Origin of the sequence: Stenotrophomonas aracearum, assembly GCF_031834615.1 — a bacterium.
Classification (GTDB): Bacteria; Pseudomonadota; Gammaproteobacteria; order Xanthomonadales; family Xanthomonadaceae; genus Stenotrophomonas; species Stenotrophomonas aracearum.
In genome coordinates, this window is record NZ_CP115543.1 from 3224349 (window position 1) to 3249534 (window position 25186).

Here is a 25186-nt window from a genome sequence, read left to right on the forward strand (position 1 = left end):
GTCAGGCGTACGCGTCCGCGCCGAGGTCGGCGTTGGAGAACACGTCCTGCACGTCGTCCAGGTCTTCCAGCATGTCCAGCATCTTCTTGACCTGCAGGGCGGTGTCGCCCTCGACCTTGATGTCGTTGTCGGCGCGGAAGGTGAGCTCGGCGTGGTCCGGCTTCAGGCCGGCCGCTTCCATGGCGTCCTTGACCGCGTGGTACATGTCGGCCGCGGTCAGCACGTCGATCGCGCCGTCCTCGGGGTAGACCACCACGTCATCGGCGCCGGCCTCGATGGCCGCCTCGGTCACCGCATCTTCGTTGGCGCCGCCGGCAAAGTGCAGCACGCCCACGCGCTTGAACATGAACGACACCGAGCCTTCGGTGCCCATGTTGCCGCCGCACTTGCTGAACGCGTGGCGGACATCGGCCACGGTGCGCACGCGGTTGTCGGTCAGGCAGTCGACGATCACGGCCACGCCACCGGGGGTATAGCCCTCGTAGCGGATCTCTTCGTACTCCACCCCTTCCAGCTCGCCGGTGGCCTTCTTGATGGCCCGTTCGATCACGTCCTTGGACATGTTCGAGGCCAGGCCCTTGTCCATGGCCACGCGCAGGCGCGGGTTGTTGTTGGGGTCGCCTCCACCGCCGCGCGCGGCAACGCCGATCTCGCGGATGATCTTGGTGAAAATCTTGCCGCGCTTCGCGTCAGACGCGTTTTTGCGGTTTTCGATGGAAGGGCCTCTACCCATGGGTGTTTCCGTGCTTGCGTGGGAACAGGGCGCGGATTCTACCTGATCGGCCGCTCAGGCGGCGTGGGCGGTACGGTCCGGGCGGAAGCAGCCGTCGCGCAGGAAGGCGGCGGTCTGGCGGGCGGCGTCGGGCGAGAACACCAGGCCGCTGTGGCTGGCTGCCACCACGCAGTGGTCGGCCAGGCCCGGCAGGCGGGTTTCGTCCAGCGCCACGGTGCCGTCGGAGGCCTCGCCGATGGCGCCCAGCAGGCTGCCCAGGCCGTGCGGCACCGAGCCGGCGATCAGCCCGACCTGCGCCCTGCCCTGCCAGTCCGGCAGGCCGTCGAGCAGCAGGTCGGAACTGCGACCCAGCGCCGCCGACCAGCCATGTTCGGCCAGGGTACGGGCGGTGCCGCTGCCGCGCAGTGGCGAGCCCAGGCAGACCACCCGCGAGACCGGCAGGTCAGGCTGGCGGCGCAGCGCCTCCAGCGCGACCAGGCCACCCAGGCTGTGCCCGACCAAGGCCACCGGGCCGCTGTCCTTGAGCCGCTGCAGGAGCTGCGGCACGGCCACGTCGGGGCCGCCGAACACGCTGGCATAGCCGAAGGTGTCCACGCTGAAGCCGCGCGCGCGCAGGCGCCAGGCCAACGGGCCGACCCAGGCGCGGGCATTCCAGATGCCATGCAGCAGTAAAACGGGGGGATTCATGGGTGCAGCGTAGCCGGTGCGAACCGATCCAGCAGTAGGAGACGGCCCAATTAGACAGAGGGACTGACGAACGGCGGGTGAAGCCGCAGCGAGGCGTTCAGGAAGCCCGCGGGTTGCGGCGCAGGATGAACTCGAGATCCCTCACCTGCCCGACCGGGAACTCGTAGGTACCCACTTTTTCGAAGCCGTAGCGGGCGTAGAAACGCTGCGCGCCGAAGTTTTCGGACCACACGCCCAGCCACAGGGTGCGCGGGCCGTCGCGTTCCAGCCAGGCCAGCGCGGTTTCCAGCAGGCGGCTGCCCCAGCCGCTGCTCTGTTCGTCCTTGATCAGGTACAGGCGCTTGAGCTCGCCATCGCCGGCCTGCACCTGCTCATGCGGCAGGCCGCAGGGGCCGGCGGCGGCATGGCCCACGGCCACGCCATCGCGTTCCAGCAGCCACACCGCGTAATCGGGGTGGGACAGGATCACCTGCTGGCGGTCGACCGCGTAGGCCTCGTCGAGGAAATCCTGCAGGTCCTGCGGCGGATACAGGTGGCCGAAGGTTTCCACGAAGGTGCTGGTGGCCAGCACCGACAGGGTCGGTGCGTCTTCGGGGCCGGCGCGGCGGATGGTGTACATGGACGGGTGCGGGACAGGCCTCAGGCCTGCGTCCCCTTGGCGGCGTCTTCTTCTTCGCCGTCTTCGTCCTCTTCCTCGTACTCCTCGTCCTCTTCCTCGTCCTCTTCGCCTTCTTCGTACTCTTCGTCTTCCTCGTCGCCTTCTTCGTCGTCTTCGTAATCCTCGACGCCGAAGTCCTCACCGTCCCAGCGGCCTTCGCCATCGGCGACGAAGGTCAGCGCCATCGCGGCGGGGTTGGTGCCCACGCGCACCAGCCAGCCACCGAACACGCGGGCGCGCTCGGTCACCAGGTTGGCATCGCTGCCCTCATTGCCCAGCTTTTCCCATTCCACTACGAACGCAACGTCGGACACTGTTTCGATCTCCTGATGGATTACGGTGGGTTATTTCTTCGGGCGGACCTGGATGTGCACTTCGGCCAGCTGCTCGTCCGGGATCGGCGACGGGGCGCCGGTCATCAGGCACTGCGCGCCGGTGGTCTTCGGGAACGGAATGACGTCGCGGATCGACTCGGTGCCGGCCATCAGCGCGGCGATACGGTCGATGCCGAAGGCGATGCCACCGTGCGGCGGCGCGCCGAAACGCAGGGCGTCGAGCAGGAAGCCGAACTTGGCTTCGGCCTCTTCGGCGCCGATGCCGAGCAGCTCGAACACCGCGCTCTGCATGTCCGAACGGTGGATACGGATCGAACCGCCGCCGATCTCGTTGCCGTTCAGCACCATGTCATAGCCGCGCGACACGGCCGTCTTCGCGTTGGCGCGCAGGTCGGCAATGTCGTCCACCGCCGGGGCGGTGAAGGGGTGATGCAGGGCCACGTAGCGCTGGGCTTCGTCGTCGTACTCGAACATCGGGAAGTCGGTCACCCACAGCGGCGCCCAACCGTCGGCGACCAGGCCGAAGTCCTTGCCGGCCTTCAGGCGCAGCGCGCCCATGAAGTCGGACACCTTGTTGTAGCCACCGGCACCGAAGAACACGATGTCGCCATTACCGGCGCCGACGTGCGCGACCAGCGCGGCGAAGGCGTCTTCGCTGAAGAACTTGGCGATCGGCGAGCTGACTTCGCCGTTCTCGGCGATCTTGATGTAGGCCAGGCCCTTGGCGCCGTACTTGGCGGCGTGCGCGGCATATTCATCGATCTGCTTGCGCGAAAGGCTCGCACCGCCGGGAATGCGCAGCGCGGCCACGCGGCCGTCCGGATTAGCGGCGGCGCTGGCGAACACCGGGAACTCGCTGGCCTTGACCAGCTCGGCCACGTCCACCAGCTCCAGCGCGATGCGCAGGTCCGGCTTGTCCGAGCCATAGCGACGCATCGCCTCGGCCCAGGTCATGCGCGGGAAGCTGCCGGCCAGCTCCACGTCCACCACTTCCTTGAAGATGGCGCGGATCATGCCTTCCACGAAGTCCTGCACGTCGCGCTCGCGCACGAAGGCGAATTCCATGTCCAGCTGGGTGAATTCCAGCTGGCGGTCGGCGCGCAGCGCTTCGTCGCGGAAGCAGCGCGCGATCTGGTAGTAGCGGTCGAAGCCGGCCACCATCAGGATCTGCTTGAACAGCTGCGGGCTCTGCGGCAGTGCGTAGAACTCGCCCGGGTGCATGCGCGCCGGCACCAGGAAGTCGCGCGCGCCTTCCGGGGTGGCCTTGGTCAGGATCGGGGTTTCGATGTCCTGGAAACCTTCGCCGTCCAGGTGGCGGCGCACCGCCTGCACCAGCTTGATGCGGGTGCGCTGCATGCGCTGCATTTCCGGGCGGCGCAGGTCCAGGTAGCGGTACTTCAGGCGGGTTTCCTCGCCCGGGTTCTCGTGCGCGTGGAACGGCAGCGGCTCGGCCTTGTTCAGCACGGTGATGCGGGTGGCGACGATCTCGACCTGGCCGGTCCGGATCTTGTCGTTCACCGCATGGCGCTTGCGCACCACGCCCTCCACCTGCAGCACGTCTTCGTAACCCAGGCTGGCGGCCACGGCGAACACGTCCGCGTTTTCAGGCTCCACGGTCACCTGCACGATGCCTTCATGATCGCGCAGATCGATGAAGCACACGCCGCCCAGGTTGCGGGCAACGTCGGTCCAGCCGGCGAGGGTGACAGTCTGGCCAATCAGGGTCTCGTCGACCAGGCCGCAGAAGTGGGTACGCATGGGGGTAAAGCTCCGCAGGAGAGTGTCGGCGCCAGGCGGCACCGGTCAGCCCGTTATTCTGCGGCCGGCGACCCGTTGGGGCAAATCCGGATGGTCACATGGGCTTGATCTGGCCGGGCAGATAGTGCCCGGACCACCATGCGCAAGGGGATTTGCCATGAACCGTCTCGCTATTGCCTGCCTCACGGCCGTGCTGGCGTGCAGCGCCCCGACCCTGCACGCCCAGGTCAACGCCCGGGCCTACGCCCCGGAGAACCTCCGAACCCTGTCGGTCAACGACCAGCAGCGGGTCATTTCCCAGGAATATGCGGAGCAGTCGGGGGGACGCCGCATCCCGGACGACCAGATGCGCTTCTACCTGGACCAGGTAAACCGGTCGTCCTGGGGCTTTTCACGGGTCAAACAGGACATTGCCACCTCGCTCAGCGGGTCCGGTGGGGGCTGGAACCCGGGTGGCGGTGGCTGGAACCCCGGCGGCAACCACGGGGTGGTCCGCTGCGAGAGCAACGACAATCGCCAGCGGGTCTGCCAGACCGGCTGGCGCAGCGCGCGCCTGTCCCGGCAGATCTCCAGCACGCCCTGCGTGCAGAACCGGAACTGGGGCTCGCGCAACGGCCAGGTCTGGGTCAGCGGGGGCTGCCGGGCCGATTTCGTCGACGGCCGCGGGGGCGGCTGGGGTCCGGGCGGGCCGGGCAGCAATTACACCGTGACCTGCAGCAGCACCGGCAACCGCACCCAGACCTGCGCCTGGGACATGAGCCGGGGCCGACCGGTGCTGATCCAGCAGCTCTCGGGCAGTCCGTGCCGGGAAAACAACACCTGGGGCTTCCGCGGCAACCAGATCTGGGTCAGCAACGGCTGCCGGGCACGGTTTGGCGCGCGGCGGTAGCCGTTAGTTGTCGGGCGGCACGTCCGCGCCCCAGGGCGCGGGCGGCAGGGCGACCGGGTGGGCCAGGTCGAACACCACCTGGAACTTCCGGCCGCCCGGACGGGTGAGCTCGTAGACGAACTGCTCGTCCGGTTCTACTTCCATCGCCCAGGTATTGGTCACCGAGGCCTCCATGCCCGCCTTGCGGAACATCGCCACCGAGTCGGCATCGACCGGGAACGACTGGCGCTGCGCGGTGCCCGGCGGCGCACTGTCGCCACCGTACATCGTCACTGCATCCGGGGTGCCATCCGCATGCCGGTGGTCATGCTTCAGGCGCAGGCCGGTATCGGTGCGGCCGAGCACCCAGGTGCGCGAATGATCGTCGCCGACATGGAAAGGAATACGAATCTCATGCGCGGCGTCATCGCAGCCGCGCACGTGCATCACCAGGCGTTTGCCGTCGAACGGATCGGGCGTGGCGCTGCGCGGTTCGTTGACCACCACGCGGCCTTCGAACGCTTTGCCGCAGTGCGCGGCCACGGCGGCAAGAAATGCGTCGGCCGGGGCCATCGCAACGTCATGGGCCACCTGGTCGCGCTGGCTGTTGCAGCCGGCAAGCAACACTGCAGCGGCGAAGGGAAGATATCGATGCACACTCATGCAGCCACCCTAGCCCGCATGCGTGCACAGCGCAAATTTGCCACCATTTTTCTGCAACAAAGGGTTGATTGCGACTGTGTTAGGGTAATAAAGGTGATCTGTTCGCCTTCCCCACGAAGGTTGCACGCATGTTGCGGCTGACCGCCCTGCTCGCAGGCGTCGCGCTGTTGTTGACCGGCAGCGGACTGCTTGGCACCTTGCTGGCGGTGAGCGGCGGTGCGGCCGGCTTCGGTGCCGGTACGTTGGGCCTGGTGATGTCCGGTTATTTCGCCGGTTTCTTCATGGGCACCTTCTTCGCGCCGTCGCTGATCCGCCGCATCGGCCATATCCGTGCGTTCGCCTTCTTCTCCGCGCTCGCCGCCATTGCGGTGCTGCTGCATCCGCTGTGGCTCAATGCCTGGCTGTGGGGACTGCTTCGCATCGTCACCGGCATCGCGCTGGTCGGGCTGTATACGGTGATCGAGAGCTGGCTCAACGCCGAACCGGACCCGCGCCAGCGCAGCCGTGCGTTCTCGCTGTACATGGTGGTGAATCTGTCCGCGCTTGCGCTGGGCCAGGTCCTGCTGATGGTCAGCAACGCGCCGGCGATGTCGATGTTCATGCTGATCGCCATGCTCATCTGCGCGGCCGTGCTGCCGATCACCGCCACCCGCCTGATCCCGCCGGAGGTGCCCTCGGTGCCACGCCTGAAACTGTCCCGGCTGTATGGCATGGCGCCGGTCGCCACCGTGGCCGCCGGCCTGTCCGGACTGGCGATGGGCGCGTTCTGGGGCCTGCTGCCGGTATATGCCGGTGAGGTCGGGCTGGACAGCGATGGCGTGGCGCGCTTCATGCTCACCGCCATTGCTGGCGGCGCGCTGCTGCAGTGGCCGCTCGGTCATATCAGCGACGGCCACGACCGCCGCACCGGGCTGGTGGCGCTGTGCCTGGCCGCCGGCGGCATCGCCGTGGTCGCGTCGATGCCAATGGTGCAGATGCAGACCTGGCTGCTGTTCGGCCTGTTCTTTTTCTATGGCGGCCTGGCGTTTTCGCTGTATCCGTTCGCGGTGGCGCACATGCTCGACTACCTGCCGCGCGAACACCTCCTCTCCGGCTGTTCCAGCCTGCTGCTGGTGCACGGCGTGGGCGCAGCGATCGGCCCGGCGCTGGCCGGCGCAGCCATGCAGCAGTTCGGCCCGGCCGCCCTGCCCCTGTATTTCGCCGTCGTGCTCGGTGCCCTGGCCCTGTTCACCACTACGCGCCTGCTCAGCTTCAGCCGCCTGCGCACGCATCCGGTGGTGTTCCGGCTGATGCTGCGCACCACGCCGGCGGCGCTGGAGCTGATGCCCGAAACCGACGTCGCGCCGCCACCGGACACCCCTCCCAACCCTCCTGATAAGGAAGTGCATTGACTGTATCGACACCCGCCACGCCCACCTCACCCCGCATTACGTCGGCCCCGCCGGCACCGCAATTGATCCTCGCCACCGATCTGGATGGCACCTTTCTCGCCGGCGACCCCGCCGCGCGCCACCGCCTGTACCGGCTGGTCGACCAGCACCCCGGTATCCGCCTGATCTTCATCACCGGTCGCGGCCTGGAAGCGGTGATGCCCCTGCTCTCCGATCCCGCCATTCCACGGCCCGATTACGTGGTCTGCGACGTTGGCGCGACCGTGGTCGACGGCCACACCCTGCAGCCGCTGCAGCCCCTGCAATCGATGATCGACGCGCACTGGCCGGGTGAGCACGTGGTCGCCGAGGCAATGCGCCCGTTCACCGCGCTGCAGCGCCAGGACGTGCCGCAGGAGCGCCGCTGCTCGTATTTCTGCGATCCCGAAACGCTGGCGCCGCTGCGCGCGCAGATCCAGGCCGCCGCCGAGGCGCTGGGCTGCGACGTGCTGTACTCGGCCGACCGCTACCTGGACATCCTGCCGCCGGACACCGACAAGGGCCGCACCCTGGCCGCGCTGGCGCGCCTGCTGGAACTGCCGCGCGACCGCATCCTGGTCGCCGGCGACACCCTCAACGATCTTTCGATGTACCGCGCCGGCTTCCGTGGCGTGTGCGTGGGCGAGTCCGAGCCGGCACTGACCGAGGCCACCGCCACGCTGGAACACACCTTCCATGCACAGGCGCCGGGCTGCGGCGGCATTCTCGAAGCGATCGAACACTTCGGCCTGCTGGCCGCCGATGATGCGTGGCTGCAGCCGCCGGCGCAGGCGCGCGCCGAAGGTGCCGAGCTGGTGATGGTGTACCACCGCCTGCCGTTCGATGAAGTCGTGGAAGACGGTGTCGTGGTACAGCGACCGCCGCGTTCCCCGAACGGCATCATTCCTTCGCTGCTGAGCTTCTTCGAGGGCGGCCAGAAGGGTTCCTGGGTGGCGTGGGGAATCGACGATCCCAAGCGCGGCCCGTTCCAGACCCACCTGGCGGTGGACGCAGACCGCTACCCGACGCTGACCGCCGCGCGCGTGCCGTTGAGCAAGCAGGAGGTGGACATCTTCTACAAGCGCTTCTCCAAGGAAGCGTTCTGGCCAATGCTGCATGCGTTCTGGGAACGCGCGCGGTTCCGCGAGGACGACTGGCAGGTGTACCTGCAGGTGAACCGCAAGTTCGCCGAAGCGGTTGCCGCCGAAGCCGCGCATGGCGCCACGGTGTGGATCCACGACTACAACCTGTGGATGGTGCCGGGCACGCTGCGCGAACTGCGCCCGGACCTGAAGATCGCCTTCTTCCACCACACCTATTTCCCGTCGGCCGATGTGTTCAACGTGGTGCCGTGGCGCCGCGAGATCATCGGCAGCCTGCTCAGCTGCGACTACATCGGGTTCCACATTCCGCGCCAGGTGGAAAACTTCGTCGACGTGGTGCGCGGCGCGATGCCGGCCGAACGCCTGGCCTGGGAAAGCTGCGCGCCGCGCTTCCTGACCTACGGCTGCGCGGTGGGGCTGGACACCATGACCACGCGGCTGCGCGTGGGCGACCGCGACGTGGCGCTGGGTGCGCACCCGGTCGGCACCGACCTGCGCCGCATCCATGCCGTGCTGGCGCGCGGCGATGTGCGCAACGACATCTTCAAGCTGCGCCGCGAGATCGGCGCGCGCAAGCTGGTGCTGTCGGTGGAGCGGCTGGACTACACCAAGGGCACGCTGGCCAAGCTGGAGGCGTTCGAACGCTTGCTGGAGCAGCATCCGGAGCGGCAGGGCAAGGTCACCCTGCTGATGGTGTGCGTGCCGGCGGCGCGCGAAATGACCGTGTACCGCACGCTGCAGAACCAGATCGAGCAGGCGGTGGGCCGGATCAACGGGCGCTTCTCGCGGCTGGACTGGACCCCGGTGCGGTTCTTCGCGCAGGCGTTGCCGTTCGAAGAAGTGGTGGCGCATTACGCGGCGGCGCAGGTGATGTGGATCACGCCGCTGCGCGATGGCTTGAACCTGGTGGCCAAGGAGTTCGTGGCCACGCAGGGGATCGAAGGCAGCAACGGCGTATTGGTGTTGAGCGAGTTTGCCGGGGCTGCGGCTGAATTGAAGGGCGCGGTGTTGACCAATCCGCATGACCCGGCCGATCTCACCGCCGGGTTGCTGCAGGCGTTGTCGATGCCTGATGAGGAAGCGGGTGGGCGGATGCGGCAGTTGTTCGGCAGCGTGGAGTATTACGACGTGGACCGGTGGGGACGGGAGTTCCTGGAGGCTGTGCGGGATTCGGGGAACGGTTGATCACCCGCGCATCAGCCGCTCCGCGATAACCGCCACCTGCCGCAACACGTCATTGCGCCCGGCATCATCCACGCTGGCACCCTGCAGGTAACTGGTCAGCACCCACGGCGCGCCACCGGCCAGCGGCCACAGGATCGCGATGTCGTTGGTGGTGTCCTCGCCGTTGCTGCCGGTCTTGTCGCCCACCCGCCAGGCGGGCGACACACCGGCACGCAGGCGCGCGTCGCCGGTCTCGTTGTCGATCAGCCAGTCGGCCAGCTGCAGCCGCGACGGCTTGCTGAGCACATCGCCCAGCACGAAGCGCTGCAGGCTGGCCGCCATCGCGGCCGGACTGGTGGTGTCGCGCGGATCGCCCGGCGCGAAATCGTTCATTTCCGGCTCCAGCCGGTCGTTGCGGGTCACCGCGTCGCCGTGCCCGCGCAGGAACGCGGTCACCCCGGCCGGCCCGCCGACCACGCCGAGCAGCAGGTTCGCGGCCGGGTTGTCGCTGGTCACCATGGTGGCGCGGCACAGGTCGCGCACGGTCAGGTCCTTGCCCACATGGCGCCTGGTCACCGGCGCGTGCGAGAGCATGTCCTGCTGGCGCACCGGCAGGCGCCGGTCGAGCGACAGCGTGCCCTTGTCGGCCAGGTGCAGCACGGTGGCCGAGAGCACGAACTTGAAGGTGCTGCACATCGGGAAGCGCTCGTCCTGGCGGTGGCCGACCCGGGCACCGGTGGCGGTGTTGAGCAGGGTCACGCCCAGGCGGCCGCCGCTGGCTTTTTCCAGCGCCGCGAAGTCGCTGGCCTGCGGCCTGGCACCGGCCAGTACGGTCGGCGGGGCCTTGGCCAGGACCGTGGCGGCAAAGGCAGACGCGGCGGCGGCACCGGTCATCTGCAGGAAGTGGCGGCGGGCGAGCATGGGCGGTTCCTTGGTGGGCAGGGCTGCAGTATCGGCATGGGGATGGACCGGGCACCAGCGCGAATTCCGAAGAAGAGGCATTAGTCCTCTTCATGTCTGGACGGCGATCAACGTGGTAGCGCCGGCCGTTGGCCGGCCCAGGCGGTCCTTCAGGCAGACGGATGGACCCAGCCATTGGAATGTGTCCAGCACCGCCTGGGCCGGCCAGCGGCCGGCGCTACCAGATCCACCCGCCACCATGGCATGGTCGGAACAGGTACCATCCGACATCAACATTCCTCACGGCTCGCTGATGCTTCGCCCCCAGCTCCCGCTCAATGCCCTGCGCGCCTTCGAGGCCGCGGCCCGCCACCAGAACTTCACCCGCGCGGCGCTGGAGCTGTGCGTAAGCCAGGCCGCGCTGAGCCATCAGATCCGGGGGCTGGAGGAACGGCTGGGCGCGGTGCTGTTCCATCGCCTTCCTCGCGGGGTGGCGCTCACCGACGAGGGCGCACGCCTGTACCCCGTGCTCAACGAAGCGTTCGACCGCATTGCGGTCAGCCTGGACCGCTTCGTCGGCGGGCATTTCCGCGAGGTGCTCGGGGTCGGCGTGGTGGGCACCTTCGCCACCGGCTGGCTGCTGCCACGGCTGAAGGATTTCAATGCGCGCCACCCGGATATCGAACTGCGCATCCAGACCCACAACAACCGCATCGACCTGGCCGGCGAAGGTTTGGACCTGGCGATCCGCTTCGGCGACGGAGATTGGCAGGGCCAGGTGAGTACACCGGTGCTCGAGGCGCCGTTCGCGCCGGTGTGCGCGCCGGCATTGGCACGCGGGCTGCGCCATCCGCGCGATCTGGCCGGTGTTCCGTTGCTGCGATCGTACCGCAGCGATGAATGGCCGCAGTGGCTGGATGCCGCCGGCGCGCCGGAACTGGAAGCACGCGGCCCGGTGTTCGATTCCTCGCTGACCCTGGCCAGCGCCGCAGCAGCGGGCGCCGGCGTGGCGCTGCTGCCCCTCAAGATGTTCGAGCAGGACCTGGCAGAGGGTCGACTGGTGCAGCCATTCGCAGCGACGCTCGCGCTGGGCAGCTACTGGCTGACCCGCCTGCGCTCACGCCCTGAAAGCGACGCAGCGCGCCGATTCCGCGAATGGCTGCAAACGCAGGACCGGTAGTGCCACGCCCTGCGTGGCAGCCGCGTCACGCCATCAACTCCATCCACGCGGCTTCGGCTTTTTCCAGCTGCTGCGCGGTGGCTTCGCGGTCGCGGCCGATCACCGCCATGCGCGTTGCATCGGCATAGACGGCCGGGTCGGCCAGCTGGCGGTCGAGCTCGGCCAGCGTGTTCTCCAGCTCGTTGACCTTCGCTTCGGCACTGGCCAGCTTGACCGGGTTGACCGCCTTCTTCGCCGGCATCGGCGGGGTCGGCGGCACCGGGTCCGGTGCGGCCGCAGCCATCTTCTGCTTGGTGCCCTGCGCGGCCGGGCGCGAACGCAGCCAGGCGGCGTATTCGTCCAGGTCGCCCGCGAACGGCTCGACCACGCCGTCGGCCACACGCCAGAAGGTGTCGCAGACCAGGCCGATCAGGTGGCGGTCGTGCGAAACCATCACGATCGCGCCTTCGAAGGTCGCCAGCGCTTCGGCCAGCGCTTCGCGCATTTCCAGGTCAAGGTGGTTGGTCGGTTCGTCGAGCAGCAGCACGTTAGGCTGCTGCCAGGCGATCATCGCCAGCGCCAGGCGCGCGCGCTCACCGCCGGAGAAGCCATCCACCGGCTCGAACGCACGGTCGCCGGCGAAGTTCCACTTGCCGAGGAAGTCGCGGAACGCCTGGTTGTTGCCGTCCGGCGAGATCTCGCGGAAGTGGTCCATCGGCGACTGGCCTTCGTGCAGCGACTCCACCGTGTGCTGGGCGAAGTAGCCGATGCGCAAGTCCGGGTGCGCCGAACGCTCGCCGGCCACCGGCGCCAGCTCGCCCACCAGGGTGCGCACCAGCGTGGTCTTACCCGCGCCGTTCGGCCCCAGCAGGCCAATGCGCTGGCCCGCTTCCAGGCCGAAGCCCACGTTGTGCAGGATCACCGCATCCGGGCTGTACCCGGCTTCCACGTCGTTGAGGCGGATCAGCGAGAACGGCAGCTTGGTCGGCGGCGCGAACTCGATGCGGAACTCGCGCTCGGCGCGCACCGCTTCGGTACCGGTCAGCTTGGCCAAACGCTTCATGCGGCTCTGCGCCTGGGTGGCCTTGCTGGCCAGCGCCTTGAAGCGGTCGATGAAGCTCTGCAGGTGGGCGCGCTCGGCCTGTTCCTTTTCATGCGCGATCTGCTGCTGGCGCAGCTGCTCGGCGCGCTGGCGCTCGAAGTCGGTGTAGCCGCCCGGGTACAGCTTGGCGCCGCCACCGTGCAGGTGCAGGGTATGGGTTGCCACGTTGTCCAGGAACTCGCGGTCGTGCGAGATCAGCAGCAGCGTGCCGGGGTACTTCAGCAGCCACTGTTCCAGCCAGAACACCGCGTCCAGATCGAGGTGGTTGGTCGGTTCGTCGAGCAGCAGCAGGTCGCTGGGCATCATCAGCGCGCGCGCCAGGTTCAGTCGCGCGCGCCAGCCGCCGGAGAAGGTGGAAACCGGACGCGAATGGGTGTCGGACGGGAAGCCCAGGCCGTGCAGCAGCTTGCCGGCGCGCGACTCGGCGTCGTAGGCGCCCATCTCGGCCATCTTCTGGTGCGCATTGGCCACCGCTTCCCAGTCTTCGCGCGCGGACGCCTCTGCTTCCTCGCGCAGCACCGCAGCCACTTCGGTGTCGCCTTCCAGCACGAACTGCAGCGCGGGATCGGGCAGCGCCGGAGTTTCCTGGGCCACGCTGGCAATACGGATCTTGCCAGGCAGGTCGACATCGCCCTTGTCCGCCTCCAGCTCGCCCTGCACGGCCGCGAACAGGCTGGACTTGCCGGCCCCATTGCGGCCGACCACGCCCACGCGGTAGCCCGCATGCAGGGTCAGGTCGACGTTGGACAACAGCAGCCGCTCGCCGCGGCGCAAGGCGAAGTTACGAAGGGAGATCATCTGGGGGGTCCATATAACGGAATGGAATGTGCTGGTAAGCACCTTTCCTGCGACGTAATTCTACCGTTAACGAATACTTGACGGGCCCCGGGATGCGCGGCAGGCCTCGTCTCTCTCCCACGATCCTGCCCGCGCCCTCCCCGGGACCCCAACGCCCCGGCAGTCGGATCGACGTAACTTGTTGCTTTTGCAACGGTTTCATCGAAAACGTCTATTTGACAGCCAGTAAAAAAGCCGTTAATCCATTCATTGCGCACCGCAATAACCGCCCTCGCAGACCCGCCTCCCCGCAGTCGTGATGTCGTCCGGTGCCGCCTCGTCCCCACCGGAGCTTCAGCCTGATGAACCGCAAGACCCGTACGCTTGCCGCCGCCGTTGCAGTCGTTCTCGGCACTTCCGCCTTCGCCGCAGCCGCCCAGGACGCCCCTGCCGTACCCGCGCGCAGCGGTGCGCAGACCCTGGACACCGTGATCGTGACCGGCACCCGCGTGGCCGACCGTACCGTCGCCGAGTCGCAGTCACCGATCGACATCATCACCCCTGAGGCGCTGCAGGCCACCGGCACCACCGAGCTGGCCACCGCGCTGGCCCGCGCCCTGCCCTCGCTGAACTTCCCGCGCCCGGCGCTGACCGACGGCACCAGCGGCATCCGCCCGGCGCAGCTGCGCGGCCTGTCCCCCGACCAGGTGCTGGTGCTGGTCAACGGCAAGCGCCGCCACACCTCGGCGCAGATCAACGTCAACGGCAGCATCGGCCGCGGTTCCTCGGCGGTAGACATCAACGCGATTCCGATCGCCTCCATCGAACGCGTGGAAGTGCTGCGTGACGGCGCCTCGGCCCAGTACGGCTCGGACGCCATCGCCGGCGTGATCAACATCGTGCTGAAGGGCTCCAGCTCGGGCGGCAGCCTGGCCCTGGACGCCGGCCAGTACTCGGCCGGCGACGGCAACAAGTACCAGCTCTCCGGCGACACCGGGATCGGCTTCGCCGACGGCCGCGGCAGCGTGCACGTGGCGGGCCAGATCACCCAGCAGGACGAAAGCAACCGCGCCGGCCCCTACCAGGGCACCGCGCCGAACACCGGCAACTTCCCCAGCATCGGCCAGACCACCTTCGTGGTCGGCGATCCGCAGGTGGACGCCACCGCCGCCTCGGCCAACGCCAGCTTCCAGTTCAGCGACCATGTCTCGGCCTACGCCACCGCGCTGGCCAGCAACCGCGACATCACCTCGTTCGCGTTCTACCGCTCGCGCACCAACAGCGGCCAGGGCGCGCTGTTGGCGCAGACCTACCCGGACGGCTTCGTGCCGGAGATCAACCAGTACTCCAAGGACCGCTCGCTGGTGGCCGGGGTCAAGGGCGATACCGACAGTGGCTGGACCTGGGACGTGAGCTACAACCACGGCACCAACAAGATCGACTTCCACACCCGCAACAGCATCAACTACGCGCTGGGCGTGACCAGCCCGCGTTCGTTCTACGCCGGCGCGCTGGAATACACCCAGGACATCGGCAATGTGGACATCACCAAGCAGCTGGACTGGGGCCTGGCCTACCCGGTCACGCTCTCCTTCGGTGGCGAGTACCGCCGCGAGAAGTGGGAGCAGAGCGCCGGTGAGCCGAACTCCTACTTCGGCACCGGTGCGCAGGGCTTCGGCGGCTTCACCCCGCTCAACGCCGTGGACGCCGACCGCGACAACTACGCGGTCTACGCCGGGTTGGAAGCGGACCTGACCGACAAGTTCTCGGCCGGCGTCACCGGCCGCTACGAAGACTATTCGGACTTCGGCGACAAGTTCTCCGGCAAGGTGTCGGCGCGCTATGCCTTCACCGACAAGGTCGCGCTGCGTGCCACCGCCTCGTCCGGCTTCCGCGCCCCGTCGCTGGCCCAGCAGAGCTACCAGGCAGTGACCAGCACGATCGTCAACGGCGTGTTCGTCGAACGCGGCACCTTCCCCACCACCAGCCCGGCCGCGCAGGCACTGGGTGCCAGCCCGCTGAAGGCGGAAAGCTCCACCTCCTACAGCGTCGGCCTGGTGCTGCAGCCGGTGGACCGGCTGTACCTGACCGTGGATGCGTACCAGATCGACATCGACGACCGCATCATCCTGTCCACCAACATCACCACCAACGCGGCCACCAACGCGCTGCTGGGCGGGCTGGGGCTGCCGCAGGTCACTGCGTTCTCGTACTTCACCAATGGCGTGGACACCCGCACCCGCGGCGTGGACGCGGTCTCCAGCTACACCATTCCGTTCAGCGCCAGCTCGCTGGAACTGACCGCGGCGTACAGCTACAACGACACCGACGTGAAGAAGTTCATCGCTTCGCCGGCTGCGTTCGGTGCGCTGGGCCTGACCCAGTCGCTGATCGGCCGTGACGAAGTGGGCCGCATCGAAGACAGCTACCCGCGCGACAAGACCATCCTCAGCGGCACCTGGCGCACCGACCACTGGGACCTGAGCCTGGCCGCGACCCGCTACGGCTCGTTCACGGTGCGCAATTCAGCCACGCCGACCCGCGACCAGACCTATGACGCGTCGTGGGTGCTGGACGCGTCGGTGGCCTACAAGCCGAGCGAGAACTGGACCCTGACCCTGGGTGCGGACAACATCCTGGACCAGTACCCGGATCGTACGGTGGACCTGCAGAACTCCACCTGGGGGATGTTGCCGTACAGCAACTACTCGCCGTACGGCTTCAACGGTGCGTATGTGTATGGGCGCGTCACCTACAAGTGGTAACCGGTTGATCCGGCAAATCGCGACACGGTTTGCCGGATCGGGCCGCATCGGTGAAAATCGGGGCATCCCCCTGTTCTGCGAGCGCCGATGCACCATGACACCGACCTGATCAACATCGTCGCCGTTGGCCTTGGGCTCGCCTTCATCCTGGGTGCGCTGGCCAACAAGCTGCGTTTGTCTCCGCTGGTCGGTTACCTGGTTGCTGGCATCTGTGTAGGACCCTTCACCCCCGGCTTCGTCGCCGACCAGGCGCTGGCCAACCAGCTGGCCGAAATCGGCGTGATGCTGCTGATGTTCGGGGTCGGCCTGCACTTCTCGCTGAAAGACCTGATGGCGGTCAAGGCGATCGCCATTCCCGGCGCCATCGGCCAGATCCTGGTCGCCACCCTGCTCGGCTGGGGCCTGGCCTGGCTGATGGGGTGGCCGGTGATCCACGGCGTGGTGTTCGGCTTCTCGCTGGCCACCGCCAGTACTGTGGTACTGCTGCGCGCGATGGAAGAACGCCGCCTGCTGGAAACCCAGCGCGGCAAGATCGCGGTCGGCTGGCTGATCGTGGAAGACCTGGCCTGCGTACTGGCACTGGTGATGATGCCGGTGCTGGCCGGCGTGTTCGGCCCGGACGCGGCCAACGAAACCCATACCGTCGGCAGCGTGCTGGCCAGCATCGGCTGGACCTTCGTGCAGCTCGGTCTGTTCGTGGCGGTGATGCTGGTGGTCGGGCGCCGGGTCATTCCGTGGATCCTCGAGCGCATCGCCGGCACCGGCTCGCGCGAGCTGTTCACCCTCTCGGTGCTGGCCATCGCGCTGGGCGTGGCGTTCGGCTCGGCCATGCTGTTCGGCGTGTCGTTCGCGCTGGGCGCGTTCTTCGCCGGCATGCTGCTCAACGAATCCGAACTCAGCCACAAGGCGGCCAACGACTCGCTGCCGCTGCGCGACGCCTTCGCGGTGCTGTTCTTCGTCTCGGTCGGCATGTTGTTCAACCCGGCGATCCTGATCGAACACCCGTGGCAGGTGCTGGCCACCGCCGCGATCATCATGTTCGGCAAGTCCGCGGCGGCGTTCTTCATCGTGCGTGCGTTCGGCCATCCCGCCGGTACCGCACTGACCATTTCGGCCAGCCTGGCGCAGATCGGCGAATTCGCCTTCATCATCGCCGGGCTCGGCGTCACGCTGAAGATTCTGCCGCCCACCGGCCAGGCGCTGGTGCTGGCCGGCGCGCTGATCTCGATCATGCTCAATCCGCTGGTGTTCGGCCTGCTCGACCGCTGGTTGCTGAAACACCAGGAAACCGCACCAGCCGCAGTGGAAACGGAGCTGCCACCGGGCCCTTCGCTGGACCTGCACGACCATGCCATCGTGATCGGCTACGGCCGCGTCGGCAGCGCGCTGGCCCAGGTGCTGCGCGACCGTGGCGTGCCGGTGCTGGTGATCGACGACAACAAGGAACACGTGGCCGAAGCGCATGCCGCCGGCCTGCCTGCGATCCGCGGCAGCGCCGCCTCCGACCGGGTGCTGGCCGAAGCCCATCCCGAACGCGCAAAGATCGCGGTGCTGGCCATTCCGCAGCCGCTGGAAGCCGGTGAAACGCTGGCCAAGCTGCGCGCGCTCAATCCCGGCTTGACGCTGCTGGCGCGCGCGCACAGCGACGCCGAAGTCAAGCACCTGCTCGAGCACGGCGCCGACGGCACGGTCATGGCCGAGCGCGAACTGGCGTATTCACTGGCGGAAATGGTCATGTCCACCCCGCCGTACCGCAGCCTCGGCAAGAACGCCATTCCGGTGGTGTAGGCAATCCACAACCAGTCCGATGGGCACGGGCGCAGCTGCCATGCATGCTGCGCCGGACCTGCGCTGCACCCGGCGCGCTGCCATCGACGAGGTTGCCATGCCGCTCGACATACCCCTCAGCCGGCATATCCAGGGGCGATTCACCAGCGATGTCGCCCGCCAGCTGCATCCGCGTGGCATTCCGCCGGCACCGACCCGCCCCAACCGCCCTGCGCCATTGAGCGTGCGCAATGGCCGCGACTGGTTGGTGTCGGCGCTGGCGCTGTCCTCCACCTTGGCCGCCGGTCGCCTCCCATCGCGCACACCTTCGCTCACCGCAGTGCGCGACGGCGCGCGTTCGGTGGCTGCGCCAGCAGCCGCGCCGCTGCCGGTACGGCCGTCACTGCCAGGCGCGTACGCCGTGACCGGCGGCGGCTACGAGGCAGTACCTGTATCGGGCGATCCGCCGACGGCCGTGGCATCGTCGCTGCAGAACATCGCCAATGCGGCGTCGGTAAGCTGCCTTGCAACGCCGCAACGATGCCCGCAGGCGTTGCTGGCCGGTACCGTGGCGGCCATGGCAGTAATCAGCAGCGCTGCGACGGGACTGCTTGTCGGCCGTGCCACTGCACCTGGCTGCGACCGGGCAGATTCCACGACCACGCCACCGAACGGGCTTGCGCAGTCGCTGTATGACCTGCTGCCCGCCGAGTACCGCCATCGCCTTCTGGAGATCGTCAGCGACTGCGGCGCCGATACCGCAGCCTGTACCGGGCCGGCCATCCACGCCCTGCTCGAGGACCTGCCAGCGCCTGACCGCTACCGGATCATGGCCACGCTGGGTGTCGCGCAGCGTCCCGGCACGCACGGCGTGGGCGGCTGGCCGAGTGGCGCCGATGCTGCACCGTTCACCTCACCTCTGGACTGGATGGACTGGGCAGCCGACCTGCTGGCCGCTGCGGCAAGCCCGGCGCAGGCGCGCTTCCAGCTGGACCTGGAGCAGATCACGCGGGCCACGCTGGACGCGCAGGCCGGTCTCAACGGCACCGACCGCGAAACGGCCGCCAACAACGCGCGCTTCGATACGCTGGGCGCGCTGTTCGAAGACGACGGCCACACCCTGCTGCAGCTGCCATTCAACGGCACCGCGCGCGACATCTTCGGTTTCGAACGCCCCTACGTAGGCTGCAACCTGATGGTGGAGTTCAGCGGCGCCGGCACGCCCTCGCGAACCCTGATGCTGCTCGCCCACGGCGACATGATCGGCGCCCATGACGGTTCAAGTGGGGCAAACGACAACGGCAGCAGCCTCGCGGCGCTGCTGGCCTTGGCCCGCACGTTGCGCGACACCCCCTTGCCCCCTGGCATGCGGGTGCAGTTGATGGTCTCGGACATGGAAGAACGTGGCCTGTACGGCAGCAAGGCGTTCGTGCAGCAGTGTCTGGCGCGCGGCACCTGTCCGGACGTGGCGCTCAACCTGGACATGATCGGGCGCGGCGAAGGCATCACCGTAACCGGCTCGGACCGCCACCACCTGTACATGGACGGCGACTCGCGCAGCGTGCTGCCGCCGGCGGCCGAAGTGAGCGCAGCCGAAGCGCAGCTGCGCCAGCAACTGGAACGTGCCGCGGCCGACGTGGGCCTGCAGGTGTTCGACAGCGAGGGCTGGGCCATGCAGTCCGACCACATCGCATTCCAGCGCGAGGGCATCCCGGCGCTGGGCATGAACCTGGCCGATGAGCGTGACATCGCACTCGAACGCGAGGTGCAGCAGGCCCGCGCGCGGCTGTGGGTGGCCAACACGGCGGTGAACTGGACCCGGTTCGAGGAATATCTGCAGGGCACGCTTGACCCCGACGCCACGCGCGAGATGGATGCGAGGCTGGGCGTGATGGACCGGGCGATGCAGGCGTACAAGGCCTTGCCCGAGTCGCCGAGCATGGCGCGCATCCATAACGGGCGGGACCAGCTGCACCAGGTGGACACCGATCGTGCGATGGAAGCGCTGGCCGTGCTCGAACGCACCCTCGACGCGTGGTTGCATTCGCCAGCGCCATGACCCGCGGCCACCATCGGCGCATTTCGTAAAACTCCTATGGGCGCTGCGCACGTGCGCGGCCACCATCGAAGGACGCCTGCATACCGCAGGTACCGTTCGATCGCCATTGGAGGCACTGCATGCCCGTTGATTCCATCCACCACCACCGCCGCAGCCAAGGCGATTTCGCGGACAAACTGAAGGGCTGGCAGCCGCCACAGCAGCATGGCAACACGCAGCGCTTCGGCAGGGCAACGCCGCTGCTGCGCCTCGACAATGCGTCGCGGGCACTCACCGGGATGCTGCTGCTGGGATCGCTGCGGCCCGCGGTGGCGAATGACGCACCGGCATCGCCCACTCCCCCTGCACTGCTGCCCGGCGCGGGCGCTGTGCGTACCGAACCTTACCGCGCCGTGCCCATGCAGGAGATGACCCTGGAACAGATCGGCAACGGCGCCGCCGCCGGCTGCATCGCGCAGCCGCGCCAGTGCGCGAAGATCCTCGGCGGTGCAGCACTGACAGCCCTGGCCAGCAGCGCGATCAGCGGCTGGGTGGGGTGGAAGGCGGGCCTTCAGCGAGGTCGCGAGGAGGCATTCAGCGCCTGCCAGACGGCCTCCACGGCCCAGGCACAGGTGCAGCCGATGAACACGGACGACGGCCTGCCGGCACCGGTGCGTTTCGATCCTGCCGATGTCGCGCCAGAGCACTCGCCCTGCGATTCGCTGTACGCACACGTCAACCACCGTTGGCACCAGCGCACCGTGCTGCCCGCCGACCAGTCGCGCTGGGACATGCTCGCCCTGCTGAAGGACCGCTCGCTGGCGATACAGCGCCGCGTGGCAGAACAGGCGGCCGGCCTTGCCACGCCCACGCATGTGGAGAAGATCATTGCCGACCTGTGGACCACCGGCATGAACCCGCATCGCATCAATGCCGAAGGCATCGCACCGCTGCGCGAGGACCTCGCCGCGATCGACGCGCTGCAGACACCGGAAGCGATTGAAGCGCATCTGCACGCACTCACCGCCGTCGGACGCAATCCCGTCTACCGCATCCTGGTGGACTCGGACATGGACGCCCGCGACACGCAGATCGCCTACGCCATCCAGCGCGGGCTGGGCCTGCCCGACCGCAGCTACTACGTCGGCGACGAGCACGCGGAGGTGCTGGGCACCTACCGTGCACATATCGCCCACATCCTGCGCCTGGCCGGCGATGCACCCGCCGAGGCCGAACGCCAGGCCGACGCGGTGCTGGCGCTGGAGCACCACTTCGCCAACGCATCGGTGCCATGGCAGCAACTCAACGCCGACCTCGTCCAGTACTACAACCCGATGACCGTGACCGAGGCCGATGCGCTGACCCCCGGCTTCCGCTGGAGTGGTCTGTTCCAGGCACTGGGCGTACCCACCCCGGCGCGCTTCTCGCTGGCCACGCCCGGATTCCACCAGGCCGTCGGCACGGCGCTGGCCGAAGCGGACCCGGCCACCTGGCGCGCCTACCTGCGCTTCCACACCCTGGATGCGGCCAGCCCGTACCTGGGCGACGAGTTCGTGCGCGCCCACCACGCCCTGCATGCCACGGCGCTCACCGGCGAGGACACGCTGCCGCCACGCTGGAAGCAGGTACTGGATGCGATCCAGCGGGTGGCCGGCGAAGCGCTCAGTGAGCTGTACGTGGGCGTGGCGTTCCCCGCCGAAACCCGCACGCAGGTCACTGCACTGGTCGGGCAGCTCACCGCCGCGCTGAAGCGACGCCTGCCGCACGTGCAGTGGATGGATGCCGAAACCCGTGCCGCCGCGCTGCGCAGGGCAGACAGCTTCCGCCCACGCATCGGCCACCCGGACCAGTGGCCCGACTGGTCAGGCCTGCACACCGAAACGTGCGGCTACCTCACCAACCTGCGCCGTGCCGAAGCGTTCTCGCAAGCCAGGGCGCTGGCCATGATCGGCGGTCCCGTGGACAACGAACAATGGCGGATGACGGCGCAGGAAGTGGACGCTTACTACGACCTGATGAACGGCGACCTGGCCTTCTCAGCCGCACTGCTGCAACCGCCGTTCTTCGATCCGGATGCAGACGCCCCACTGAACTACGGCGGGATAGGTGCAGTGATCGGCCACGAACTGAGCCACGGATTCTCAGCACAGTCCAGCCAGTTCGGACTGGACGGCACCCTGCAGGGATGGTGGACCGAGGCCGACCATCAACGCTACGCCGCCCTCTCCGAACGCCTGGCCGAACAGTTCGACCAGCAGTGGCTGGGCGGCGTGCAGGTGAACGGCACGCTTACCGAAGGCGAGAACCTGGGCGACCTGGGCGGCCTGACGCTCGCACTGGACGCGATGCAGCACGCAACCCGGAACCAGCCCGACCCGATGATTGACGGGTTGAGCCGCGAACAGCGCTTCTTCCTCGCCTGGGGCATGCAGCACCGCAGCCTGCTCACCGCGCAACGCCTGGAGCAGGACATCAGAACCGACCCGCATGCACCGGGCCCGGCCCGCGCCAATGTCGGCCCGTCCAACCTGCGGGCATTCGCCGACGCCTTCCAGTGCCCGCCCGGCAGCGCCATGACCCGCAGCGACAGCGAACGGGTGGTCTACCTGTAAACAACAAAGGGCGCGCGCCGCATCTGCAGCGCGCGCCCTTCAACAGCCTCACTCAGCCCTTGCTGAAAACCAGCTTGCCGTCGGCCGCATCCACCTGGATCGCGTCGCCGCCGACGAACTCGCCGGACAGGATTTTCTGCGCCAACGGGTTCTCCAACTGCGACTGCACCGCGCGCTTGAGCGGGCGGGCACCGTAGATCGGATCGAAGCCGACGTTGCCCAGCAGTTCGAACGCCGCATCACTCACGTCGATGCGCAGGCCACGCTCGGCCAGCCGCTTCACCAGCCCCTGCATCTGGATGCGCGCGATCTGCTTGATCTGCACCTTGTCCAGCGGGTGGAACACCACGATGTCGTCCAGCCGGTTGATGAACTCCGGACGGAAGTGCGCCTGCACCACGCCCATCACCGCCGCCTTCATCTGCGTATAGGCCTCCGGGCTGTCGTCGCCGGACATGTCCTGGATCTGGTGCGAGCCCAGGTTCGAGGTCATCACGATGACGGTGTTGCGGAAGTCCACGGTGCGGCCCTGGCCGTCGGTCAGGCGACCGTCGTCCAGCACCTGCAGCAGGATGTTGAACACATCGGTATGTGCCTTCTCGACTTCATCGAGCAGGATCAGCGAGTACGGACGGCGGCGCACCGCCTCGGTGAGGTAGCCACCTTCTTCATAGCCCACATAGCCCGGGGGCGCACCGATCAGCCGCGCCACGCTGTGCTTCTCCATGAACTCGCTCATGTCGATGCGGATCATCGCGTCGCTGCTGTCGAACAGGAACTCGGCCAGCGCCTTGCACAGCTCGGTCTTGCCCACGCCGGTCGGGCCCAGGAACAGGAACGAGCCACTCGGCCGGTTCGGGTCGGACAGGCCCGCACGCGAACGACGCACTGCGTCGGAGACGACCTTGATCGCCTCTTCCTGGCCGACCACGCGTTCGTGCAGCATCGCTTCCATGCGCAGCAGCTTGTCGCGCTCGCCTTCCAGCATGCGGTTGACCGGAATACCGGTCCAGCGCGAGACCACTTCGGCGATCTCCTCGGCAGTGACCCGATCCTGGACCAGCTTGAACTCGGTGTTCTCCGCTTCCTGCGCGGCGTGCAGCTGCTTTTCCAGCTGCGGCAGCTGGCCGTACTGCAGTTCGCTCATGCGGCCGAAATCCTGGCGCCGCTGCGCAGCTTCCAATTCCAGCCTGGCCTGCTCGATCTGCTCCTTGATCTTGGTGGTGCCCTGCAGCGCCGCCTTCTCAGACTTCCAGATCTCGTCCAGGTCGGAGAACTCGCGCTCCAGCGCGTCGATGTCGGTCTCCAGGTCGGCCAGGCGCTGCCGCGAGGCGTCGTCCTTTTCCTTCTTCAGCATTTCGCGCTGGATCTTGAGCTGGATCAGCCGGCGTTCCATGCGGTCCAGTTCTTCCGGCTTGGAGTCGATCTCCATGCGGATGCGCGAAGCGGCCTCGTCCATCAGGTCGATGGCCTTGTCCGGCAGCTGGCGGTCGGCGATGTAGCGATGCGACAGCGTGGCTGCCGCCACGATCGCCGGGTCGGTGATCTCCACCCCGTGGTGCACTGCGTACTTTTCCTTCAGTCCGCGCAGGATCGCGATGGTGTCCTCCACACTGGGCTCGCCGACGAACACCTTCTGGAAGCGGCGCTCCAGCGCGGCGTCCTTCTCGATGTACTTGCGGTACTCGTCCAGCGTCGTGGCGCCTACGCAGTGCAGTTCGCCGCGCGCCAGCGCCGGCTTGAGCATGTTGCCGGCATCCATTGCACCGTCGGCCTTGCCCGCGCCCACCATGGTGTGCAGCTCATCGATGAACAGGATGATCTGCCCTTCGCTCTTGGCCAGGTCGTTGAGCACGCCCTTCAGGCGCTCTTCGAACTCGCCGCGGAACTTGGCACCGGCGATCAGCGCGCCCATGTCCAGCGACAGCACGCGCTTGCCACGCAGGCCTTCGGGCACTTCGTCGTTGATGATGCGCTGGGCCAGGCCCTCCACGATCGCGGTCTTGCCCACGCCCGGCTCGCCGATCAGCACCGGATTGTTCTTGGTGCGGCGCTGCAGGACCTGGATGGTGCGGCGGATTTCTTCGTCGCGCCCGATCACCGGGTCGAGCTTGCCGCTCTCGGCGCGCGCGGTCAGGTCGATGGTGTACTTCTCCAGCGCCTGGCGCTGTTCTTCGGCATTTTCAGACTGCACGCTCTCGCCGCCGCGGATCTTGTCGATCGCGGTCTCGATCTTGGCCTTGTCGGCACCGGCGGCGCGCAGCGCCATGCCCAGCGTGCCGGAATCTTCGAGCGCGGCCAGCACGAACCACTCGCTGGCGATGAAGGCATCGCCATGCTGCTGGGCCAGCTTGTCGGTGACGTTGAGCAGCCGGTTGAGGTCATTGCCGATGGACAGGTTGCCGGCCTGGCCGGATACCTTCGGCAACGCATCGAGCGCTTCGGTCAGCCGCTCGCGCAGCACCGGCACGTTGACCCCGGCCTGCGCCAGCAGGGGGCGCGTGCTGCCGCCCTGCTGGTCCATCAGCGCGGTGAGCAGATGTACCGGTTCGATGATGTTGTGGTCGCGGCCCACGGCCAGCGACTGTGCGTCCGCCAGCGCCTGCTGGAAACGCGAGGTGAGCTTGTCCATCCGCATGGGAGTTCCTCGATCAGGTTTTCGCTGGCCAAGCCAGCACTATCTGACAG

The 25186-nt window shown here is 67.7% G+C and carries 17 protein-coding genes; 8 read left to right on the forward strand and 9 right to left on the reverse strand.

Annotated features, from left to right (window positions below):
• Position 1 precedes the first annotated feature (1 nt).
• The 5 genes from PDM28_RS14665 to aspS form a co-directional block, all read right to left on the reverse strand.
• A complete protein-coding gene (locus PDM28_RS14665) occupies positions 2 to 733 on the reverse strand; it encodes a YebC/PmpR family DNA-binding transcriptional regulator (protein ID WP_311182591.1) in 732 nt (243 codons plus the stop codon).
• A gap of 54 nt (positions 734 to 787) precedes the next feature.
• On the reverse strand, positions 788 to 1420 hold the full coding sequence (locus PDM28_RS14670) for an esterase/lipase family protein (RefSeq protein ID WP_070206996.1): 633 nt from the start codon (positions 1418 to 1420) through the stop codon (positions 788 to 790).
• 97 nt (positions 1421 to 1517) lie between these two features.
• Positions 1518 to 2039 carry a GNAT family N-acetyltransferase gene (locus tag PDM28_RS14675; protein WP_311182593.1) on the reverse strand — a complete coding sequence of 174 codons (522 nt, stop codon included), beginning with the start codon at positions 2037 to 2039 and terminating at the stop codon, positions 1518 to 1520.
• Positions 2040 to 2059: 20 nt separating this feature from the next.
• Positions 2060 to 2392, reverse strand: a complete 333-nt coding sequence (locus PDM28_RS14680) for a DNA primase (protein ID WP_311182594.1) — start codon at positions 2390 to 2392, stop codon at positions 2060 to 2062.
• Positions 2393 to 2422: 30 nt separating this feature from the next.
• Positions 2423 to 4171, reverse strand: coding sequence for an aspartate--tRNA ligase (aspS, locus tag PDM28_RS14685; protein ID WP_311182595.1), 1749 nt, complete (start codon positions 4169 to 4171; stop codon positions 2423 to 2425).
• Positions 4172 to 4328: 157 nt separating this feature from the next.
• On the opposite strand from aspS, the gene PDM28_RS14690 reads away from it, so the two are divergent.
• Complete coding sequence (locus PDM28_RS14690) at positions 4329 to 5060, forward strand: DUF3011 domain-containing protein (protein WP_102945250.1); 732 nt, start codon at positions 4329 to 4331, stop codon at positions 5058 to 5060.
• A 3-nt stretch (positions 5061 to 5063) separates the two neighbouring features.
• Here the strand turns inward: PDM28_RS14690 and PDM28_RS14695 are convergent, their stop codons facing one another.
• Complete coding sequence (locus PDM28_RS14695; RefSeq protein ID WP_102945249.1) at positions 5064 to 5702, reverse strand: hypothetical protein; 639 nt, start codon at positions 5700 to 5702, stop codon at positions 5064 to 5066.
• Between the two features lie 128 nt (positions 5703 to 5830).
• Between PDM28_RS14695 and PDM28_RS14700 the strand changes: the two genes are divergently transcribed.
• A complete protein-coding gene (locus PDM28_RS14700) occupies positions 5831 to 7093 on the forward strand; it encodes an MFS transporter (protein WP_311182596.1) in 1263 nt (420 codons plus the stop codon).
• Between the two features lie 62 nt (positions 7094 to 7155).
• Positions 7156 to 9399 (forward strand): glucosylglycerol-phosphate synthase, encoded by a 2244-nt coding sequence (gene ggpS, locus PDM28_RS14705; RefSeq protein WP_311184703.1) that lies wholly within the window; start codon positions 7156 to 7158, stop codon positions 9397 to 9399.
• On the opposite strand, the gene blaL2 is transcribed toward ggpS, so the two are convergent.
• Positions 9400 to 10299 (reverse strand): L2 family extended-spectrum class A beta-lactamase, encoded by a 900-nt coding sequence (gene blaL2, locus PDM28_RS14710; protein ID WP_311182597.1) that lies wholly within the window; start codon positions 10297 to 10299, stop codon positions 9400 to 9402.
• Between the two features lie 292 nt (positions 10300 to 10591).
• Between blaL2 and PDM28_RS14715 the strand changes: the two genes are divergently transcribed.
• Positions 10592 to 11458, forward strand: coding sequence for a LysR family transcriptional regulator (locus PDM28_RS14715; protein WP_311182599.1), 867 nt, complete (start codon positions 10592 to 10594; stop codon positions 11456 to 11458).
• A 25-nt stretch (positions 11459 to 11483) separates the two neighbouring features.
• Here the strand turns inward: PDM28_RS14715 and PDM28_RS14720 are convergent, their stop codons facing one another.
• Positions 11484 to 13337, reverse strand: coding sequence for an ABC-F family ATP-binding cassette domain-containing protein (locus tag PDM28_RS14720; protein ID WP_311182600.1), 1854 nt, complete (start codon positions 13335 to 13337; stop codon positions 11484 to 11486).
• A gap of 341 nt (positions 13338 to 13678) precedes the next feature.
• On the opposite strand from PDM28_RS14720, the gene PDM28_RS14725 reads away from it, so the two are divergent.
• The 4 genes from PDM28_RS14725 (at position 13679) to PDM28_RS14740 (ending at position 22498) form a co-directional block, all read left to right on the forward strand.
• Positions 13679 to 16081, forward strand: coding sequence for a TonB-dependent receptor plug domain-containing protein (locus PDM28_RS14725; protein WP_311182601.1), 2403 nt, complete (start codon positions 13679 to 13681; stop codon positions 16079 to 16081).
• An 87-nt stretch (positions 16082 to 16168) separates the two neighbouring features.
• Complete coding sequence (gene ybaL, locus PDM28_RS14730) at positions 16169 to 17869, forward strand: YbaL family putative K(+) efflux transporter (RefSeq protein ID WP_102945242.1); 1701 nt, start codon at positions 16169 to 16171, stop codon at positions 17867 to 17869.
• A gap of 40 nt (positions 17870 to 17909) precedes the next feature.
• Positions 17910 to 19907 carry a M28 family metallopeptidase gene (locus PDM28_RS14735; protein ID WP_311182603.1) on the forward strand — a complete coding sequence of 666 codons (1998 nt, stop codon included), beginning with the start codon at positions 17910 to 17912 and terminating at the stop codon, positions 19905 to 19907.
• A gap of 119 nt (positions 19908 to 20026) precedes the next feature.
• The gene (locus tag PDM28_RS14740; RefSeq protein ID WP_311182604.1) at positions 20027 to 22498 is read left to right on the forward strand and encodes a M13 family metallopeptidase; all 2472 of its coding nucleotides are present in this window, start codon (positions 20027 to 20029) and stop codon (positions 22496 to 22498) included.
• Positions 22499 to 22550: 52 nt separating this feature from the next.
• On the opposite strand, the gene clpB is transcribed toward PDM28_RS14740, so the two are convergent.
• Positions 22551 to 25136, reverse strand: coding sequence for an ATP-dependent chaperone ClpB (clpB, locus tag PDM28_RS14745; RefSeq protein WP_311182605.1), 2586 nt, complete (start codon positions 25134 to 25136; stop codon positions 22551 to 22553).
• Between the last annotated feature and the right edge of the window lie 50 nt (positions 25137 to 25186).

Coding starts and splice junctions, on each gene's coding strand:
- clpB (WP_311182605.1), bottom strand. CDS start 25,136: ATGCGGATGGACAAGCTCACCTCGCGTTTCCAGCAGGCGCTGGCGGAC.
- PDM28_RS14735 (WP_311182603.1), top strand. CDS start 17,910: ATGCATGCTGCGCCGGACCTGCGCTGCACCCGGCGCGCTGCCATCGAC.
- PDM28_RS14715 (WP_311182599.1), top strand. CDS start 10,592: ATGCTTCGCCCCCAGCTCCCGCTCAATGCCCTGCGCGCCTTCGAGGCC.
- PDM28_RS14700 (WP_311182596.1), top strand. CDS start 5,831: ATGTTGCGGCTGACCGCCCTGCTCGCAGGCGTCGCGCTGTTGTTGACC.
- blaL2 (WP_311182597.1), bottom strand. CDS start 10,299: ATGCTCGCCCGCCGCCACTTCCTGCAGATGACCGGTGCCGCCGCCGCG.
- PDM28_RS14675 (WP_311182593.1), bottom strand. CDS start 2,039: ATGTACACCATCCGCCGCGCCGGCCCCGAAGACGCACCGACCCTGTCG.
- PDM28_RS14695 (WP_102945249.1), bottom strand. CDS start 5,702: ATGAGTGTGCATCGATATCTTCCCTTCGCCGCTGCAGTGTTGCTTGCC.
- PDM28_RS14665 (WP_311182591.1), bottom strand. CDS start 733: ATGGGTAGAGGCCCTTCCATCGAAAACCGCAAAAACGCGTCTGACGCG.
- PDM28_RS14670 (WP_070206996.1), bottom strand. CDS start 1,420: ATGAATCCCCCCGTTTTACTGCTGCATGGCATCTGGAATGCCCGCGCC.
- PDM28_RS14690 (WP_102945250.1), top strand. CDS start 4,329: ATGAACCGTCTCGCTATTGCCTGCCTCACGGCCGTGCTGGCGTGCAGC.
- aspS (WP_311182595.1), bottom strand. CDS start 4,171: ATGCGTACCCACTTCTGCGGCCTGGTCGACGAGACCCTGATTGGCCAG.
- PDM28_RS14720 (WP_311182600.1), bottom strand. CDS start 13,337: ATGATCTCCCTTCGTAACTTCGCCTTGCGCCGCGGCGAGCGGCTGCTG.
- PDM28_RS14740 (WP_311182604.1), top strand. CDS start 20,027: ATGCCCGTTGATTCCATCCACCACCACCGCCGCAGCCAAGGCGATTTC.
- ybaL (WP_102945242.1), top strand. CDS start 16,169: ATGCACCATGACACCGACCTGATCAACATCGTCGCCGTTGGCCTTGGG.
- PDM28_RS14725 (WP_311182601.1), top strand. CDS start 13,679: ATGAACCGCAAGACCCGTACGCTTGCCGCCGCCGTTGCAGTCGTTCTC.